This is a genomic window from Chimaeribacter arupi (assembly GCF_002858805.1).
Taxonomy (GTDB): Bacteria; Pseudomonadota; Gammaproteobacteria; order Enterobacterales; family Enterobacteriaceae; genus Chimaeribacter; species Chimaeribacter arupi.
In genome coordinates, this window is sequence record NZ_PJZI01000010.1 from 58,995 (window position 1) to 77,452 (window position 18,458).

At 62.9% G+C, this 18,458-nt stretch carries 17 protein-coding genes and 1 riboswitch; of the genes, 8 read left to right on the forward strand and 9 right to left on the reverse strand.

Annotated features, from left to right (window positions below; genetic code table 11):
• Positions 1–14: 14 nt before the first annotated feature.
• From tolC to CYR52_RS08095, 5 genes are all read left to right on the forward strand, one after another.
• On the forward strand, positions 15–1,499 hold the full coding sequence (gene tolC / locus CYR52_RS08075; RefSeq protein WP_072927259.1) for an outer membrane channel protein TolC: 1,485 nt from the start codon (positions 15–17) through the stop codon (positions 1,497–1,499).
• A gap of 178 nt (positions 1,500–1,677) precedes the next feature.
• On the forward strand, positions 1,678–2,322 hold the full coding sequence (locus CYR52_RS08080; RefSeq protein ID WP_072927257.1) for a DUF1190 family protein: 645 nt from the start codon (positions 1,678–1,680) through the stop codon (positions 2,320–2,322).
• Between the two features lie 6 nt (positions 2,323–2,328).
• Positions 2,329–3,489, forward strand: a complete 1,161-nt coding sequence (locus CYR52_RS08085; protein WP_101828387.1) for a glutathionylspermidine synthase family protein — start codon at positions 2,329–2,331, stop codon at positions 3,487–3,489.
• Positions 3,490–3,609: 120 nt separating this feature from the next.
• Positions 3,610–4,170, forward strand: coding sequence for a glucose-6-phosphate isomerase family protein (locus CYR52_RS08090; RefSeq protein WP_072927254.1), 561 nt, complete (start codon positions 3,610–3,612; stop codon positions 4,168–4,170).
• A gap of 10 nt (positions 4,171–4,180) precedes the next feature.
• Complete coding sequence (locus CYR52_RS08095; protein WP_175558130.1) at positions 4,181–4,951, forward strand: glucose-6-phosphate isomerase family protein; 771 nt, start codon at positions 4,181–4,183, stop codon at positions 4,949–4,951.
• A gap of 51 nt (positions 4,952–5,002) precedes the next feature.
• Here the strand turns inward: CYR52_RS08095 and CYR52_RS08100 are convergent, their stop codons facing one another.
• From CYR52_RS08100 to CYR52_RS08120, 5 genes are read right to left on the reverse strand one after another with little or no spacing between them, the layout of a single operon-like run.
• Positions 5,003–5,824: a PTS system mannose/fructose/sorbose family transporter subunit IID gene (locus CYR52_RS08100; protein WP_072927251.1), complete on the reverse strand. Its 822-nt coding sequence runs from the start codon at positions 5,822–5,824 to the stop codon at positions 5,003–5,005.
• Positions 5,824–6,606 (reverse strand): PTS mannose/fructose/sorbose/N-acetylgalactosamine transporter subunit IIC, encoded by a 783-nt coding sequence (locus CYR52_RS08105; protein ID WP_079205178.1) that lies wholly within the window; start codon positions 6,604–6,606, stop codon positions 5,824–5,826. Before CYR52_RS08105 ends, CYR52_RS08100 begins: the two co-directional genes overlap by 1 nt.
• Positions 6,607–6,621: 15 nt before the next feature.
• A complete protein-coding gene (locus CYR52_RS08110) occupies positions 6,622–7,125 on the reverse strand; it encodes a PTS sugar transporter subunit IIB (RefSeq protein ID WP_072927248.1) in 504 nt (167 codons plus the stop codon).
• A 10-nt stretch (positions 7,126–7,135) separates the two neighbouring features.
• Positions 7,136–7,564, reverse strand: a complete 429-nt coding sequence (locus tag CYR52_RS08115; protein WP_101828388.1) for a PTS sugar transporter subunit IIA — start codon at positions 7,562–7,564, stop codon at positions 7,136–7,138.
• Complete coding sequence (locus CYR52_RS08120; RefSeq protein WP_101828389.1) at positions 7,558–9,339, reverse strand: class I mannose-6-phosphate isomerase; 1,782 nt, start codon at positions 9,337–9,339, stop codon at positions 7,558–7,560. The genes CYR52_RS08115 and CYR52_RS08120 overlap by 7 nt, the downstream gene beginning before the upstream one ends.
• Positions 9,340–9,567: 228 nt before the next feature.
• Between CYR52_RS08120 and CYR52_RS08125 the strand changes: the two genes are divergently transcribed.
• Positions 9,568–10,578: a LacI family DNA-binding transcriptional regulator gene (locus CYR52_RS08125; protein WP_101828390.1), complete on the forward strand. Its 1,011-nt coding sequence runs from the start codon at positions 9,568–9,570 to the stop codon at positions 10,576–10,578.
• A 3-nt stretch (positions 10,579–10,581) separates the two neighbouring features.
• Here CYR52_RS08125 and ygiD read toward each other — a convergent pair whose 3' ends face one another.
• A complete protein-coding gene (gene ygiD / locus CYR52_RS08130; protein WP_101828391.1) occupies positions 10,582–11,364 on the reverse strand; it encodes a 4,5-DOPA-extradiol-dioxygenase in 783 nt (260 codons plus the stop codon).
• Positions 11,365–11,584: 220 nt separating this feature from the next.
• On the opposite strand from ygiD, the gene zupT reads away from it, so the two are divergent.
• A complete protein-coding gene (gene zupT / locus CYR52_RS08135; protein WP_072927242.1) occupies positions 11,585–12,352 on the forward strand; it encodes a zinc transporter ZupT in 768 nt (255 codons plus the stop codon).
• A 141-nt stretch (positions 12,353–12,493) separates the two neighbouring features.
• Here zupT and ribB read toward each other — a convergent pair whose 3' ends face one another.
• Positions 12,494–13,147: a 3,4-dihydroxy-2-butanone-4-phosphate synthase gene (ribB, locus tag CYR52_RS08140; protein WP_072927240.1), complete on the reverse strand. Its 654-nt coding sequence runs from the start codon at positions 13,145–13,147 to the stop codon at positions 12,494–12,496.
• A gap of 118 nt (positions 13,148–13,265) precedes the next feature.
• A riboswitch (FMN riboswitch) is annotated at positions 13,266–13,435 on the reverse strand.
• Positions 13,436–13,631: 196 nt separating this feature from the next.
• Between ribB and ubiK the strand changes: the two genes are divergently transcribed.
• Complete coding sequence (gene ubiK, locus CYR52_RS08145; RefSeq protein WP_101828392.1) at positions 13,632–13,997, forward strand: ubiquinone biosynthesis accessory factor UbiK; 366 nt, start codon at positions 13,632–13,634, stop codon at positions 13,995–13,997.
• Positions 13,998–14,047: 50 nt separating this feature from the next.
• Here ubiK and hldE read toward each other — a convergent pair whose 3' ends face one another.
• Both hldE and glnE read right to left on the reverse strand, forming a co-directional pair.
• Complete coding sequence (gene hldE / locus CYR52_RS08150; protein ID WP_072927238.1) at positions 14,048–15,478, reverse strand: bifunctional D-glycero-beta-D-manno-heptose-7-phosphate kinase/D-glycero-beta-D-manno-heptose 1-phosphate adenylyltransferase HldE; 1,431 nt, start codon at positions 15,476–15,478, stop codon at positions 14,048–14,050.
• A gap of 146 nt (positions 15,479–15,624) precedes the next feature.
• Entirely contained in the window at positions 15,625–18,450 is a 2,826-nt protein-coding gene (glnE, locus tag CYR52_RS08155) for a bifunctional [glutamate--ammonia ligase]-adenylyl-L-tyrosine phosphorylase/[glutamate--ammonia-ligase] adenylyltransferase (RefSeq protein ID WP_101828393.1), read from the reverse strand.
• Positions 18,451–18,458 lie beyond the last annotated feature (8 nt).

An 18,458-nucleotide genomic window follows, 5' to 3' on the forward strand; every position in this document is an offset into this window, starting at 1 on the left:
AACAAGGAATGCCAATGAAGAAACTGCTCCCCTTTCTTATCGGACTGAGCCTGTCTGGCCTGAGTTCCGTGAGCCAGGCTGAAAACCTGCTCCAGGTCTACCAGCAGGCACGCGAAAGCAACCCGGATTTGCGCCAGTCTGCCGCTGTGCGCGATGCAGCCTTTGAGAAGATCAATGAAACGCGCAGCCCGTTGCTGCCGCAACTGGGCCTGGGTGTGGATTACACCTATACCAGTGGTTTCAAAGATGCACGGGACACGGAAAGTAATGTCACCAGCGGTGCATTGCAGCTGACCCAGACAATTTTTGATATGTCCAAATGGCGGGCGCTGACGCTTCAGGAGAAGCAGGCCGGCATCCAGGATGTCACCTACCAGACCGCCCAGCAGAACCTGATCCTGAATACGGCCACCGCCTATTTCAACGTGCTGAGCGCCATTGACTCGCTTTCCTATACCGAAGCGCAGAAACAGGCGATTTACCGCCAGCTCGACCAGACCACCCAACGCTTTAACGTGGGCCTGGTGGCGATAACCGACGTGCAGAACGCCCGCGCCCAATATGATAGCGTACTGGCCAACGAAGTCACGGCGCGTAACGATCTCGACAACGCGCTGGAAGCCCTGCGCCAGGTCACCGGCCAGTACTACCCGGAGCTGGCGTCGCTGAACATCGACACCTTCACCACCCAGCGCCCGCAGGCCGTCAACAGCCTGCTGAAAGAGGCGGAAAGCCGCAACCTGAACCTGCTCTCCGCCCGCCTGTCACAGGATCTGGCGCGTGAGCAGATCCGCTACTACCAGAGCGGCCACCTGCCGACGCTGGACCTGACCGCCTCCAGCGGCATCAGCAACAGCAAATACAGCGGCTCGCGCAATGTCGCCGATGACAGCGACGCCGGGCAGAACCAGGTCGGCCTGAACTTCAGCCTGCCGCTCTACAGCGGCGGCGCGGTCACCTCGCAGGTGAAACAGGCGCAGTTCAACTTCGTCAGTGCCAGTGAGCAGCTCGAAAGCGCCCACCGCTCTGTGGTGCAGACGGTGCGTTCTTCCTTCAACAACATCTCCGCCTCCATCAGCAGCATCAACGCCTACAAACAGGCCGTGGTGTCGGCGCAAAGCTCCCTGGATGCGTCAGAAGCGGGTTACCAGGTCGGGACGCGTACCATTGTTGACGTGCTGGACGCCACTACCACGCTCTACAACGCCAAGCAGCAGCTCTCCAGCGCGCGTTACAACTACCTGATCAACCAGCTGAATGTGAAGTCTGCCCTCGGCACGCTGAACATCAGTGACCTACAGATGCTGAACAACGCGCTCGGCAAGCCGGTACCGACCACCCCGGAAGCAGTGGCACCGGAAAACGCCCAGCAGGATGCCGCGGCTGACGGCGGTGTGAAAGCGGTCAGCGGTGAGGCGAATGCCCAGGGCCAGTCCTCTGCCCGCCCGGCTGCGGCTGCCACCCAACGCAGCAGCGGCAGCAACCCGTTCCAGCGTTAATTTTCCGCCCTGCTCTCACGGCACCGCGCCTTCGCCGGTGCCGTTTTTCTTTCCTCTCCCTATGTTTGGGCGTTGCACCGCATTGCAACCTCCGCCTGCTTTAAAAACAGCCAGCTTTCACCTATCCTTACGCCCACTGGGAAGGGCTTTTCGCTCTTACATTAAGGGGAGAAAGACAATGAAACGGACTCAACAAATTAACTTATCGGCGTTCCGTAAGTGCTGCCGGATGGCCCCGCTGGCGCTGGCCGTCGGCGCGGCATTTACGCTGGCCGGCTGTGAAAAGGCGGACGAAACGGTATCGATGTACCAGAACGCCGACGACTGCACCCGCGCCAACCCGTCCAACGCCGCGCAGTGCAACGCCGCCTACACCGAGGCGCAGAAAGAGGCCGCACGTACCGCGCCGAAATATGCCAGCCGCGAAGATTGCGTGGCGGAGTTCGGCGAGGGGCAATGCACCCAGGCACCCGCCCAGGCCGGTGCCGTGGCTCAGCCGCACGAGAGCGGCAGCTTCTGGATGCCGCTGATGGCCGGTTACATGATGGGCCGGATGATGAGCGGCGGCAGTTATGCCCAACAGCCGCTGTTCACCTCCCGCGCGCCCAACAACCCGGCCAACGGCAAATTTGTGGATGCCAGCGGCAGAAACTACGGCGCAGCCACACCGGGCCGCACGGTGACGGTGCCGAAAACCGCCCTGGCCCCGAAACCCGCCACCACCCGCACCATCACCCGCGGCGGGTTCGGTGAAACCGTGGCCAAACAGGCGACCGCACAACGCAGCAGCATGAGCTCCGGCTCACGCTCATTCGGGGGATAAGCCTGCATGAAACGACGTTCCCTGCCGGAGCGCCCCAACTGGCGTGAAAAAGCGGCCGAGTTTGGTTTCCAGTTCCACACCATGTATGGCGAGCCGTACTGGTGTGAGGATGCCTGCTATGAATTCACGCTGGCCCAGGTGGAAGAGGTTGAGGCGGCCACCGCCGAACTGCACCAGATGTGCCTGAAAGTGGTGGAAAAGGTCGTCAGCAGCGATGCGCTGATGGATCGCTGCCGCATTCCCCGCCACTGCCGGGAACTGGTGCGCACGTCCTGGCGCAGCGGCCAGCCGTCACTCTACTCCCGGCTCGACCTCGCCTATGACGGCGTCAACCCGCCGAAACTGCTGGAGAACAACGCCGATACCCCGACCTCGCTGTATGAGGCGGCGTTCTTCCAATGGCTGTGGCTGGAAGACCAGATTGCCGCCGGTAAACTGCCGCCGGAAGCGGATCAGTTCAACAGCTTGCAGGAGAAGCTGATCGCCCGCTTTGCTGACCTGAAAGCACGCCACGGGTTTGGCCTGTTGCACCTCACCTGCTACCGCGACAGCGACGAGGATCGCGGTACAGTGCAGTATTTACAGGATTGCGCGCAGGAAGCCGGGCTGCCCACGGAATTCCTCTATATCGATGAGATTGGCCTGGGTGAAAAAGGGCAATTCACCGACCTGCAGGATCAGGTGATCGCCAACCTGTTCAAGCTCTACCCGTGGGAGTTTATGTTCCGCGAGATGTTTTCGACCAAGCTGGAAGATGCGGGCGTGCGCTGGCTGGAACCGGCCTGGAAAAGCATCCTCTCGAACAAAGCGCTGCTGCCGATGTTGTGGGAGATGTTCCCCAACCACCCGAACCTGCTGCCCGCCTACTTTGCGGATGAGGATCACCCGCCGCTGGAATACTATGTGGTCAAGCCGCTGTTCTCCCGCGAGGGGGCCAACATCAGCATCTTCAAACAGGGGCAGCAACTCGCCCATGTGGACGGCCCCTACGGCGAAGAGGGCATGGTGGTGCAGCAATTCCACCCGCTGCCGAAATTCGGCGACAGCTATGTGGTGGTCGGCAGCTGGCTGGTGGACGATCAACCCTGCGGCATGGGGCTGCGTGAGGATCGTGAGCTGATCACCCAGGATCTCTCCCGCTTCTACCCGCACACCATTATTGGCTGACCGCCCCCGCCTGTGACAGCGCGCCCTTTGGCGCGCTTTTTTATGCCCGCTGTCACGGCGGTTAACCGGTTCATCCCGTATGCTGGCCGCGTCTGTTCTCCTCGGGCGGAGCAACCAGATATGAAGCTGAAAACACGGCTGCCGCGCCAGCTTGACCTGGCGTCCGGGCAGTTTATTGCCGCCGATCTCCACGAGCACACCACCACCGCCGGAATGCTGGCCGGGCTGTTTGAAGACCAAACCGCCTGGGCCGCCCTACCGGCAGACACGCCGATCTATACGGTGGCGATCCTGCCTGCGCCGCAACAGGAGGGCGAACTGCTGGCCGGGGTCACCCACCTGCACCCCGGCCGGATTGGCCGGGAGTTCTACATGACCCGCGGCCATCTCCACCAGCGCCGCGAACAGGCGGAATATTATGTTGGCCTGCGCGGCCACGGCCTGCTGCTGCTCCGGCAGGCCGGCGAGGGCGTGCTGGAGCACGTGTTCCCCGGCAGCGTGCACCACATCCCGCCGTTTACCGCCCACCGGCTGATCAACACCGGCAGCGGCACGCTCTCTGCGCTGGCGGTGTGGTCAGCCGTCGCCGGGCACGATTATCAGGCGTTGCAGCCGCAGGGGTTTGGGGTGCGGGTCATGGCGGACGGCGACGGCTGGCGGGCGGAGGTGCAAGATGCCTGACGCCCTCTCGATGGCCCATTACGGGCTGGATGTGCGCGTCTCCCATGCGCCGCTGGGTTTTGGCTATGGCGGTGATGTGATTGGCCCGCTGCCGGAGATCCGCACTTTAGACCAGATCCGCCCCTCCCTGCGGGACCCGCACTGTGACGGGCCGGAACAAGTCTACGCGATCGCGATGGATGTCGCCCGGCAGCCGCATCTGGCCGAGTTGCAGAAACGGATGTTGCTGTTCGGCATTGTCACTTATGCCGGGGGCCGCCTGGGGGATGAGCCGGTGCGCAGCCAGGGGCATATCCACCGCATCAGCGCGCACAGCGGCTGGTCACCGCCGGAGCTGTATGAAGTGTGGCAGGGCCGGGCGATTATCTATATGCAGGAGCGGGTAATGCACGATCCCGGCCGCTGTTTTGCGGTCTGCGCCGGGCCGGGCGAACAGGTGCTGGTGCCGCCGGGCTGGGCGCACGCCACCCTGTCAGCTGACCCGGAGACGCCGCTGACCTTTGCCGCCTGGTGTGACCGGGAGTATGGGTTTGAGTATCAGGCAGTGCGGGCGCATCAGGGGCTGGCGTGGTACCCGCTGTTGCAGGGCAACCATATTGTCTGGCAGCAGAACCCGCGCTACCGGCCCGGCCGTTTGCAGGTAGTGACGCCGCGCCGCTATAGCGAGTTTGGCCTGACAGGGCAGCCGATTTACCGGCAGTTTGCGCAGTCGCCTTCACGCCTGCAATTTATCTCACAACCGGCGCGCATGGCGGAAAAGTGGGTGCATTTCGAGCCGTAAACTGAACAGCCCGGCATTGCCGGGCTGTTATTCTCTCTCTTTCACAAATGCCTAGCCAAACAGCCCAGCCGTGACGCCCGCCGCCGCCAGCGCCAGCAGCCCCAGCATCGCCTTCACCGGTGACAGGCCGCGTTTGCTCATCAGATACCAGGTGACCAGCACCACCAGCAACGGCAGCAGTTGCGGGAAGATGCCGTCCAGCATCTGTTGCAGGTGAATGCTCACGCCCTCTTTGGTTGACAGCGCAAGCCCGGTGGAGAGTTTCACGTAGCTGGCGGCCACCCCGCCCATCACAAACACCCCGAGCAGTGACAGCGCTTCCCGCAGGCGCGCCGACCGGCTGCTGACCAGCATCTCCACTGACCCGGTGCCGAGCCGGTAGCCTTTCATAAACAGCCACCAGGAACCGGGGATGACGATCCCGGCGTAAGCGATGATATAGAACAGCGGCCCGAGCACGCTGCCGCCCGCGGCCAGCGCCATGCCGATGCTGAGCAGGATCGGGATCAGCATACCCGGCAGCATGGAATCCCCGATGCCCGCCAGCGGCCCCATCAGCCCGACTTTCAGGGTGTTGATGGTGTCGCCGTCCACCGGCTCGCCGTTGGCGCGCTTCTCCTCCAGCCCGACCGCCATGCCGTTGACGATCGCCCCGAGTTGCGGCTCGGTGTTGTAGAACGAGGCATGGCGGCGGATCGCCTCAATGCGTTGCGGCCCGGCCGGGTAGAGCTTACGCAGGGCAGGCAGCATCCCGAGGCAGAAGCCGTAAGACTGGAGCCGCTCAAAGCTCATCGACGAGAGGTTGTACATCATCCAGGCGCGCCAGCAGCGGCGCAGATCCTGTTTTGTCAGGGTAACGGGGGTCGTCTCCATCAGAACTCCTCCTCATCCGCGGCCGCGACAGCAGCCGGTTCCGGTTTGTAGCTGTAGTGGATCAGGGCCAGCAGCGCGCCGACGATCACCAGCGCCACCATGTTCAGCTTCAGGAACACGATGCAGATGAACCCGACCAGAAAGTAGGTAACCATGCTGGCGTGCCGGATGATCTGCTTTAGCAGAATGGCAATCCCCACCGCCGGCAGAATGCCGCCCAGCACATTCATGGTGGTCAGCACCACCTCCGGCAGGGCGTCCATCACCCCGTTGATGTAGCGCGCGCCAAAAAACACCGCGATAAACGAGGGCACAAAACGCAGCAGGAAGTTAGTGGCCTGCGGCCCGATGGCGCTGTTGAGGTAGATGCCGCGCTCATCACCCTGCTCTGCCGCCACGTCCGCCCGGTGGTTCCAGTAAGAGTTGAGCACCATCATCGCGTTAAACAGAATGGTGCCGAGAATGCCGATGGTGGCCGCCAGCGCCACTGCCACTGCCGTGCCCTGGCCGGAGAGGATACCGAGCGCAATCGCGGGCCAGGCGACGAAATTCAGGTCAGCAGGCATTGAGCCGCCCGGCGTCACCATCGCGATATAGACCGCCTGCACCGCCACGCCGATCACGATCCCGGTCTGGATATCCCCCAGGATCGCCCCGACCACCATGCCGGACACCAGCGGGCGGCTGAGGATATACCAGCCGCCGGTCAGCCCCAGCAGCCACGGGCTGCTCAGCGCCCCCAGATAGCAGAACACGCCGATAAGCGTTGCTTCAAACCACATCATGCCTCCCCGCCGTCAGGCTGACGGCTTCATTTTTTTTTGCGCATCCTGCCAGCTGAAACAGCCGGCATCCGGCACCAGCCGGAACTCAATGCTGTAGCCGCGCGCCGCCAGAAAATCGAAGGCCTCACGCTCCCCGGCCGTCACCGACTGGTTGGGGCCGATGGTGACGGTATCCGCCCGCGCCGACATCGGCCCGACGTTGATCCGCTGGTAACGGTTGTGCAGGTCAATGCCCGCCTTCGCCAGGTGTTGCAGCGTCACCGGGGATTTGCCGATCACGAAATAGTGTTTGCTGCTGGCAATCACTTTCGGCAGCTTCTCAATCGCCTGCGCCACGGTGAACAGCCAGACCGGGATGTCCTGAATCGCCCCTTTCATCACCGACGCCAGCAGGGCATCCGCGGCCACCTCATCATCGATCGCCACAATGCCGTCGCACGGCAACTCCTTTGCCCAGCGGGTCACCAGCTGGCCGTGGATCACGCGGTCATCAATACGTACAAACGAAAGCGCCATTCTTTTCTCCTCAGAACAGGTCGGGTTGCGGGGCAACGGCCGGGCGGAAGCCGCTGACGGCCTCGCGTGCCTGCGCGATCAACCGGCGCGCCACCTGGTGCACATCCGGCTCCTCCAGCAGTTCGGCGCTCATCAGTACCATCGGCAGGTTGACCCCGGCCACCACCGCCACCGGCACCGGGTGGCCCGGCGTCATCGCAAAGCGGCAGGCCAGGTTGAAGGGTGTACCGCTTTGCAGATCGCACAGCACCAGCACCCCGCTGCTGTGGTACACCGCCTCCGTCAGCGCGTCGGTGAATACCTGTTGAAAAGCCGTGATGCCGCCATGCTCCTCCAGCGTGACTGCGTGGGTGCGCGGCAACGCGCCCCAGATCATGCGGGCGCTGGTCAGCAGGGCATCGGCCAGCGGCCCGTGGCCGGCAATAATGACCGTCAGCATGGGGTTGCCTCCTCACGCACCCAGGCTTTCAGGGTGCCCAGGCGCTTGCCCAGGCTGCGGCCGCAGGGCCGGATGCGGTAGGCCCCCACGGCGGCGGGGATGATAAAAGTCTCGGCGAAATGCACCACGAACGGGGCGAAGTGGCCGGACGGGCTTTCCACCACCGCCTCTTCCCCCTCAATCAGGTTCAGGACGTTGACGCGCCCTTCGGTGTGGTGCAGCACCGGCACGCTGAACCAGTGGCGGCGGGTTTCGATAAACTGGCTCGGGTGCAGGCCGGTGCGCTCCTCCTGCCAGCCCGGCCCGGCGGCCACCGGCTCGACGCGGTTCACCAGCTCCCGCGTCACCCAGCCGGTGTCGCGCTGCCAGTCAATCACCTCGCGGCCGTGGTGCAGATGCAGCGGACGCGGGCGGCCATCCAGCCCCAGCCGCCCCCAGTCCCATAATTTGAAGGTAAAAAGGTAAGGCGTGGCGCTGATCTCCAGCACCACGCTGCCCGCCCCGGCGCAATGCACTGTCCCGGCCGGGATCAGGAAATGGTCGTGACGGCGCGCCGGCAGGTGGTTGATGAAGCGGCGATCGTCAAAGCCATTCAGCCCCTGCCCGGCCTGAGCCAGCGCAGCAGCCATTTCGTCGGGTTGGGTACCGGTTTTCACCCCCAGGCAGACGCCGGCGTCCGGCTCTGCTGCCAGGATGTAGTAGCTCTCATCCTGCGTGTAAGCCATGCCGAACTGCTGCCGGATATAGGGTGCCGTAGGGTGAACCTGAAGGCTGAGGTTCTGGCCGCCGACGGTGTCCAGCAGGTCAAAACGGATCGGGAATTCCGCGCCGAAGCGCGCATACACCGCCTCACCCAGCAATGCCTGCGGGTAGAGCAGCACCAGATCCAGCGCGGGGATCTCGACCCGGACGTCGCCAAAACGCATCAGCAGGCTGTTTTCCTCGGGCACGCAGTCAAAACACCATGCGTAGTTGGCCGCCGCCGGATCGAGATCAAACTGTTGTTTCATCCATTGCCCGCCCCAGACGCCGGGGTCGAAGAACGGCACCACGCGGAACGGCTGGCGGGCCACTTGCCGTAGCCCGGCGTGGAAGGCCGCCCCGCTCACCAGACGCGGCGAACCGGCCTGATGGGTGTCGAGCAGAAAATCCGCCCGTTGCAATAACGGCACTTTATGGCGGTCCAGCACCCGCCAGTCGACGAAAAAGGCGCGCTTATAGCGGGCGGCCAGATCGGCCGTGGCGTTGTCAGCCCCCCAGTTGCCCAGCCCGCCGTGGCGAAAGCGCTGCTGGATCTCCCAGCGGGCGAGATCGGCGTAGATCAGCAGATCGCCCTCAGCCATCAGCGCCGCGCCGGTGCCGACCACCACCACCAGCCCCCGGCTGACGGCGGCGATCGCCTGTTGCAGGCGTGCGCACTTACCGGGATCGAAGAAGTCGGCCAGTTCCCGCGTGCAGATCCGCCCGAACACCGGGTCGTCTGTGAGATCGGCGTCGATCAGCGCGTCAATCTCCTCCGGGCTGCGCCGGGCTTCGGCGGCATCAAACAGCGCGGCCGGGTGCAGCGGCATCAGTAACTTCGTCAGCAGTTCGCGCTGCGCCACCCCGTGGTAACACTCCACCACCAGCACTGTTTTCTGCTGCGCCCGCGCGGCCAGCGCCGCCTGAAGTGTTGCCACCACCTGCGGCCAGCCCTGCCGGGCGGCCTGCTCCCGGCCCGCAATCACCACTTCCGGGAATTTGTCGTACTGCGGGTGCTCATTCCTTTTGTTCATCTCTGCGCCTCCTGCCGTGAAAGCGTAAAGATTAATCGATTAACCTTAAGTTAAGTAGGGCGATTAACGGGATTAACCTCTAGAAAGCCGCATTTAGCGGCAAAAGAGGCCGGGATTTATGACAGGCCTCACAGGATAATTTACGCTGCCCCGCGGAAACAGGTTAATCGTTATACCTTGAGGATTCACAGGGATAACGGTGCGCACAGCGCGTGACAGGAGCAAGATATGACCAGCATTACCCTGGCCGACGTGGCGGCCCATGCCGGCGTCTCAACAGCAACCGTCTCTATGGTGCTGCGTAATCGTGGCCGGATTTCTGCCGCCACCCGCCGGCGGGTACTGGAGGCGATCGATACATTGGGCTATGTCTATAACCAGACCGCCGCCAACCTGCGCAACCGCCGCAGTAACCAGATTGGGTTGCTGCTGCATGACATCACCAACCCGTTTTATGCGGAGATGACCGCCGGGCTGAGCCAGGAGATGGCGCGCCACGACCTGATGCTGTTTCTGGCCAACAGCGAGGAGTCGGTGGAGCGCCAGCAGAAGTTTGTGGATTCCCTGTTACAAAACAGCGCCGGCGGCATGGTGCTGTGCGCCGCCCGCCAGACACCGCCGCTGTTTTTTGAGGCACTGAAACGGCGCAAGATCCCGGCGATTATGGTGGTACGCCCGGTCAATGACGCGCATTTCGATTTTGTCGGTACTGACAACTTCCTCGGTACCCAGCTTGCTACCCGCCACCTGATCGCGATGGGCCACCGGAATATTGCCTTTATTGGCGGCTCGGCCACCTCGTCAACCCGCGCACAGCGGCTGGGCGGCTATACCAGCACCCTGGTGGAGAATGGCCTGCCTATCCGTCAGGAATGGATCCTGTGCAGTGACGCCAGCCAGAGCGCAGGCTGCCAGGCTGCGGAACCGCTTTTCCGGGCATATCCGGCGATCACGGCGGCACTCTGTTATCAGGATGTGGTGGCATTGGGGGTGATGCAGGCGTTGCGGGCGCTGAACTGGCAGATTGGCCGTGATGTCGCGCTGATTGGCTTTGATGACATCACGGAGGCGGCGTTGGTGCAGCCGGGGCTGACCACCATTTCGGTGGCAGCGCGGGAGATTGGCCGCACCGCCGGTGAACTGCTGTTTCGCCGGATGCAGGGCAATGATGAGCCGCCGAAGCGCATCATCCTGCCGCCGACGCTGGTGATCCGCGGCTCCTGTGGTTTCAGCGGCTGAGCCTTACCCGACCCGCACCGAGAGCATACTCAGTGACGCCATCTCGATGCCGTCCGTGGGCGTGGTGATTGGCTCGCGGCCGTCCCAGGTGCCGAGCACATACAGCAGCGGCAGGTAGTGTTCCACCGACGGGTTGGAGAGCGCCGCGCCCCCATGTTCCATAAAGTGCACCAGCGGGTGCCGCTCGCCGCGGTAGGTCAGGTTCTGCTTCACATAATCGTTGAAGGCGGTGGCCCACGGGTAAGCTGGGGCGTCGCCCTGCCATTTCGCCATGCGCAGGTTGTGCACCACGTTGCCGCTGGCGACAATCAGCACCCCTTGGTCGCGCAGCGCAGCCAGCTTTTGCCCTAATGCATAGTGGTATTCCGGCGGTTGCGTTCCGTCGATGCTGAGCTGCACCACCGGCACATCGGCCTCCGGATACATCTTGATCAACACGCCCCATGAGCCGTGATCCAGCCCCCACTCGCCCTGATCGGCCGCCACCGGCACCGGCGCCAGTAACTGCTGAAGCTGCGCGGCCAGCGCCGGGGAACCGGGTGCCGGGTAGCGCACGTCAAACAGCGCCTGCGGGAAGCCGCCGAAATCATGGATAGTGCGCGGCTCGGCCATCGCCGTGACCGCCGTGCCGCGGGTGTACCAGTGGGCCGAGATCGCCAGAATCGCGTTTGGCCGCGGCAACCCGGCGGCCAGTGTTTGCCAGGCGCGGGTGTGGCTGTTGTCCTGCAGGGCGTTCATCGGGCTGCCGTGGCCGAGGAACAGCGCAGGCATACGTGTAGTGGTCATAAATTATCCTTGCTGCGTATACTCTGAATGCAGCAAAAGGCAAAAGCCCCTGCCGCCGGTAACAAAATACGTTACTCTCTTTCACAAAGGCTTACAGCCGCATAAGCATGAAGAAGATGTTCAGAATTTTTGAATCCTTATGTCAGCGGCAGTGCACATCAGGCGCGTGGTGCCGGGTGGCACGGCCCACAGTTAATGGAATTTACTGAAAGGAGCTGTCATGTCAGTACCGCTAATCCTTACCCTGCTGGCCGGTGGCGCGACCTTTGCCGGGGCGCTGTTGGGCATTATCGGGCAGAAGCCCTCAAACCGGGTGCTGGCGTTTGCCCTCGGGTTTGCCGCCGGTATTATGCTGTTGATTTCGTTGATGGAGATGTTACCGGCGGCGCTGCATACCCAGGGCATGTCGCCGATGCTGGGTTACGGCATGTTTATGCTGGGCCTGCTGGGCTACTTCGCGCTGGACCGGCTGCTGCCCCACGCCCACCCGCAGGATCTGACCGACGGCCAGCTGTTGCCGGGCAACCTGAAACGCACCGCGCTGCTGCTGACGCTCGGCATCAGCCTGCATAACTTCCCGGAAGGCATAGCCACTTTTGTCACCGCCAGTACTGATCTGGAGCTGGGGCTGGGCATTGCGCTGGCGGTCGCCATCCACAATATCCCGGAAGGGCTGGCAGTCGCCGGGCCGGTGTATGCCGCCACCGGCTCGAAAACCAAAGCGCTGCTCTGGTCAGGCGTTTCCGGCATGGCGGAGATCCTCGGCGGCCTGCTGGCATTCAGCCTGCTCGGCCCGCTGGTGTCGCCGGTGCTGATGGCCTCGATCATGGCGGCGGTGGCAGGGATTATGGTGGCGCTGTCGGTGGATGAACTGATGCCGCTGGCCAAAGAGATCGATCCCAACAACAACCCGAGCTACGGCGTGCTGTGCGGCATGGCGGTGATGGGCTTCAGCCTGACACTGCTCCAGAGCGGCGGCGCGGGCTGATCCCCGCCCCCCTTCCCGCCATAAAAAAGGGCTGCCCATCGGCAGCCCTTTTTTCAGCGCTGGTCTTTTTTTCAGCGCTGGTCTTTTTTTCAGCGCTAATGTTTTCACGCTGTTTTTCCGCGCCATCGCAGGCGTTGCGGATCAGCTCGCCTGGCGCGTCTGGGCCTGGCGGTACGCCACCAGATCTTCAATGGTCACGACCGGCATATCATGCTGTTTGGCGAAGGTGACGGCTTCCGGCGCATGGGCCATGGTGCCGTCATCGTTGGTCAGCTCACACAGCACGCCCATCGGTTTGAACCCAGCCAGTGACACCAGATCGATGGTCGCTTCGGTGTGGCCGCGGCGGCTCAGGACGCCGCCGTTTTGCGCGCGCAGCGGGAAGACATGGCCGGGGCGGTTCAGGTCGCTGGGTTTGGCATTGTCTGCCGCTGCCGCACGGATGGTGGTGATGCGGTCTGCGGCGGAGACGCCGGTCGTCACGCCTTCGGCGGCTTCAATGGTCACGGTGAAGGCCGTCTGGAACTGGCTGGAGTTGTTCTCCACCATCATCGGCAGCGCGAGCTGCTGACGGCGTTCCTCGGTCAGGCAGAGGCAGACAATGCCGCTGCCGTGGCGGATGGTCAGCGCCATCTGCTCGACCGTCATGGTTTCGGCGGCAAAAATCATGTCACCTTCGTTTTCGCGGTTTTCATCATCCAGCACCATCACGCCGCGGCCATTGCGCAGCGCATCAATTGCACGTTCAACACGTTCAACCGGCGTACCGAATTCGGAAAGTAGCGTCTGATTCATGGTAAAAAACCTCATTAAAATTATGGATTACCAGAATCAGGGCGAGCTTAGGAGGGTAATCACCCGCAGGCAGGTGATTTGAAAAATAACGCAAGCGGGCATCATGCCCGGCAACAGCCGTTACTCTCTCCCATCCGGACTATAACCGTCGGCCCCGGAATTACACCGGATCTGCTGACCTTACACCGATAACCGTGTAAGCGCTCGCGGGCTTCCATACCGGCCATTGATAGCCGTGGTGTATGGTTTACCGCCGGTGGGGACTTTCACCCCGCCCTGAGAATAAGCGTGATTACTATAGCGCCAATGTTTTCATAGGGCAATTCACGTTTTTGGCTAAGCTTTGCCGCTTTTCACTGCACATTTTCTTAGGTAGCCGCTGGTTTATCTGATTCATCCGCTGAATGTTTCCCAAGGGTTTATCCTGTGCCGAACTCAGATTACACTAGAGTTAAGAGACTTTTATCCAAACAAGGGAACGATCATGATTGACCCGAAAAAAATAGAACAGATTGCACGCCAGGTGCATGAGTCCATGCCGAAAGGCATCCGCGACTTCGGGGGCGATGTCGAGAAGAAGATCCGGCAAGTGCTGCAATCCCAGCTGACCCGCCTTGATTTGGTCAACCGCGAAGAGTTTGACGTGCAGACCCAGGTGCTGCTGCGTACCCGCGAAAAGCTGGCGCTGCTGGAGCAACGCCTGGAAGCCCTGGAAAGCCGCCAGGTCACCCCGCCGACCGCCGTGATCCCGGACGCCCCGGTACTGCCGGAAACTGCCGTGGCACCGGAGCCGCTGGTGGCCCCGGACGCCCCGGTGAGCCCGCCGACGCCGCCGTCGGACAAGCTGTAACCCATAAAAAAAGGACACCCTGGGGTGTCCTTTTTCGTCAGGGCGGCCTGTCAGCCACGCCCCTCTTTGATCGATTTGATGATGTTGGTGGTGGAGCAGCCATCTTCAAAGTTCAGCACCCGCACGTCACCGCCCGCTGCCCATACCTCTTTGCTGCCGGCAATTTCATGCGGCTGGTAATCCCCGCCTTTTACCAGCAAATCAGGCAGGATCTCCGCGATCAAACGCTGCGGCGTGTCCTCTTCAAACAGCACCACCCAGTCCACCGCTTCCAGGGCGCTGAGCACGATCATACGCTGCGTTTCCGGGTTCACCGGGCGGGATTCGCCCTTGAGCCGTTTGGTGGAGGCGTCGCTGTTCATCGCCACAATCAGGCGGTCGCCCAGCTTGCGCGCGTTGGCGAGGTAGGAGACGTGGCCGGCGTGCAGGATGTCGAACACCCCGTTGGTCATCACCACTTTTTCGCCGCGCTTGCGCGCATCCGCCACTGCCCGCTTGAGTTCCGCCTCGGTCATGATGCCGAAGCCGGTTTCCGCACGGCCGTGGATGGCGTTCTCCAGCTCTACCGGCGACACCGTCGAGGTGCCGAGTTTGCCAACCACCACGCCTGCGGCCGCATTCGACAGGAAGCAGGACTCTTCCAGCGAATTGCCTGCCGCCAGCGCCGCCGCCAGCACGCCGATCACCGTATCACCGGCACCGGTCACGTCGTAGACTTCCTGCGCTTCGGTCGGCAGGTGCAGCGGCGGTTTGCCCGGCTGCAACAGGGTCATGCCCTGTTCGGAGCGGGTGACCAGCAGCGCGGAGAGGTCGAAATCAGCAATCAGTTTCATGCCGCGCTCAACCAGTTGCGCTTCCTCTTTGCAACGGCCTACCACCGCCTCGAATTCAGAGAGGTTCGGCGTCAGGAGCGTGGCACCGCGGTAACGTTCGAAATCGTTGCCTTTCGGGTCAACCAGCACCGGCACCCCGGCGGCTTTCGCCAGCGCGATCATCGGCTGCACGTCGGCCAGCGCCCCTTTCGCATAGTCAGACAGCACCAGTGCGCCGCAGGTGGGCAGCGCCTGTTGGATGCGGTCCAGCACCGGCTGCGGGTCAATGCCCTCAAACCCTTCCTCAAAATCGAGGCGGATCAGTTGCTGGTTGCGTGACAGCACGCGCAGCTTGGTGATGGTCGGGTGCGTCGGCACCGGGACGAAATCACACTGCACATTGACTTCGTCCAGTTTGGCATTCAGTGCGCGCGCGGCATCATCGACACCGGTCAGCCCCACCAGGCGGGAGGCCGCCCCCAGCGAGGCGATGTTCATCGCCACGTTGGCCGCACCACCAGGACGCTCCTCAATGGTATCGACTTTTACTACCGGCACCGGGGCTTCCGGCGAAATACGGCTGGTCGGCCCATACCAGTAGCGGTCCAACATGACATCACCAACTACCAGCACACCGGCACGGCGAAAATCAGGCAGTGTTACTTTCATCCCATACTCCAGACTGATCAAAACGGTAAAATTTCGCGAGATATTATCATAAGCGCGGATTAACCCTGCGCGGTTTATCCCCGTTCCCACCGGGAACCTCTACCCGGCGCATCTTCCGGCCTGTTGCGTGGACAGCCCGCCCGGCATCATCCCAGCCACGCCTGCCAGCTCTGCCTGACCTGCCGGCGCTCCGCCTCAAACTGGCCGGTGGCCACTTTACCGGAAAGCGCCTGTAACGCCAGATGGTGGATCTCATCACGCAGCGTCACATAAGCGTGGGTCAGGGCGGCGGCCTCCTGCTCCTCCATGATGCGGTACTGCGCCATCAGGGCAAAAATACGCACATTGTCTGACCAGCGGGTCAGCGCCGGTTCCTCCGCGGCGTAGCGTAGGACAAGATATTGCGCGATGAATTCAATGTCCGTGATGCCGCCGGGGTCAGATTTCAGGTCAAAACGATCCGGTTGCTTGCCGGCGAGGTGCGTCACCATCTTCTGGCGCATCTCCCTCACCTCCTGCCGCAGCGTATCCGCGTCGCGGCGGCGGCATAAAATAGCATGGCGGATGGCGTCAAACTGCTGGTGGATGTGCGGGTCGCCGTGCACGATGCGCGCGCGCACCAGTGCCTGATGCTCCCACGTCCAGGCATCATGTTGCTGATAAAGCGAGAACGCCTCCACGGTGCTGACCAGCATCCCGGCCGCCCCGGAGGGGCGCAGGCGCGCATCCACTTCATACAGGATGCCGGACGAGGTGCGGGTGCTGAACAGGTGCATAATGCGCTGCGCCAGCCGCAGGTAGAACTGGCGGCCATCGATGCTGCGCTCGCCGAGGGTCATGACATCTTCCGGGCAGTCGAGCAGGAACACCAGATCGAGATCGGAACTGTAGCCCAGCTCCCAGCCGCCCAGCTTGCCATACCCGATCACCGCAAAACCGCGCCCGTCGCGCCCCGCCAGGTGCGACGGCTCGCCGTAGCGCGCCACCATCTGGTGCCACGCCTGCTGTACCACGCTCTCAATCATCGCCTCCGCCAGATAAGTGAGGTGGTCGCTCACTTTCATCACCGGCAGCACCCCGGCGATGTCCGCCGCCGCGATGCGTAATAACTGCGCCTGTTTGAACTGGCGCATCGCCTCGAGGTGTTGCTCCTCCTCCTCTTCCGGCACGCGCATCAGGTACTGGCGCAGCTCATCGCGGTAGGCATCCGGCGCAATCGGCTGATAAAGGGTTTGCGGGTCGAGCAATTCATCCAGCAGCAGCGGGTAGCGTGCCAGCTGGTCAGCCACCATGGGTGAGGCGTCACACAGCCGGATCAGCTGCTTCAGCGCGCCGGGGTACTCCACCAGCAGCTCAATATAGGTGGTGCGCGTCACGATGTTCAGCAGCAGCGGCGTCAGGCGTGCCAGCGTGACGTCAGCATGAGGGTGAGCGCACACTTCCATCAACAGCCGCGGCATCAGCAGGTCGAGCATGTCGCGCCCGCGCGGGCCGATGGTGCGTTTGTCCATGTCCTGCCGGAAATCACGCAGGCAGCGCAACAATTGCGCCTGGCGCGGCGCGGCCAGTTGCGGCACCAGCGGTGCCAGCTCGCTCTCTTCCAGCGCGTCATTCCACAGGCTGGTGTAGTGCTCCTGCACGCCGTTTTCGCCCTGCTCCGGCGCGTCATCACCGATCAATTGGTCAAACACCGCCCGCACCGCCTGCATATGGGCGTCGGTGGCGGCGTTAAGCGCCGCCCAGTCCGCCTGCTGCATCCCCCACGCCAGCCGTGCCTGATTCAGGGCATCAGCAGGCAGCGTCTGGGTCTGTTCATCGGCAATCGCCTGCAACAGGTTCTCCAGCCGCCGCAAAAACAGGTACGCCTCGCGCAGGTCAGTGACCTGCTCCTGCGGCAGCAGCCCCAGTGCGCCCAGCGCTTCCAGGGTCGGCAGCAGCGCGCGCTGTTGCAGCAGCGGCTCGCGCCCGCCGCGGATCAGCTGGAACACCTGCACGATAAACTCAATTTCCCGGATGCCGCCCGCGCCCAGTTTGATGTTGTCTTTCAGGCCGCGCCGCCGCACCTCACGCGCAATCATCCCTTTCATATTGCGCAGGGACTGGATCACGCTGAAATCGATGTAACGCCGGAACACAAACGGCTTGAGCATGTTGTGCAGCTCCCGGCTGTGGGCATCGTCCGCCCCGCCCATCAGCCGCGCTTTCACCATCGCGTAGCGCTCCCAGTCGCGCCCCTGCTCCTGGTAGTAATCCTCCAGCGCCGGGAAGCTCATCACCAGCGGGCCGCTGTCACCAAACGGCCGCAGCCGCATATCCACGCGGTAGACAAAGCCGTCCACCGTGGCCTGATCGAGCGCTTTAATCAGCCGCTGCCCCAGCCGCGTGAAGAACTGGGCGTTATCCAGCACCCGCCGCCCGCCGCGGGTTTCACCGTTTTCCGGGTAGGCGAAGATCAGGTCAATATCTGACGAGAAATTGAGTTCGCCGCCGCCCAGTTTACCCATCCCGAGGATCAGCAGCGTTTGCGGCTCGCCCTGGGCGTTGGAGGGGGTGCCCCAGTCGCGGCAGCAGGCGGCGTAGAGCCAGTCACGTGCCGCGACGATCAGGGTTTCCGCAAGGTGGCTGAGCTGTTGCAGCGTCTGTTCGGTGCTGCTCTGCTGCAACGCCTGCGACCAGGCGATACGCGTCATGATGCGGCGGCGGAACTGCCGCAGCACGCGCATCAGCGCCGCTTCCTCTGTGGCCTCTGCCAGCGCCTGCGCCAGCCAGCCCGCATAGTGTTGCCACTCCTCCGGCTGCGGCGGGGCGGCCTGCAAGGCCGGCAGCCAGTCAGGGTGGGCAATCAGGCTGTCACTGACAAACTCGCTGAGTGCCAGCACGCACCCGGCCTGCGCCGTCAGGGCATGGGTGTCAGGCAGGCGGGCGGCCTGCGCGTCAGCCTGGGCGCGCAGCAGGGGAGGCAGAGGTAACATGTCAAATT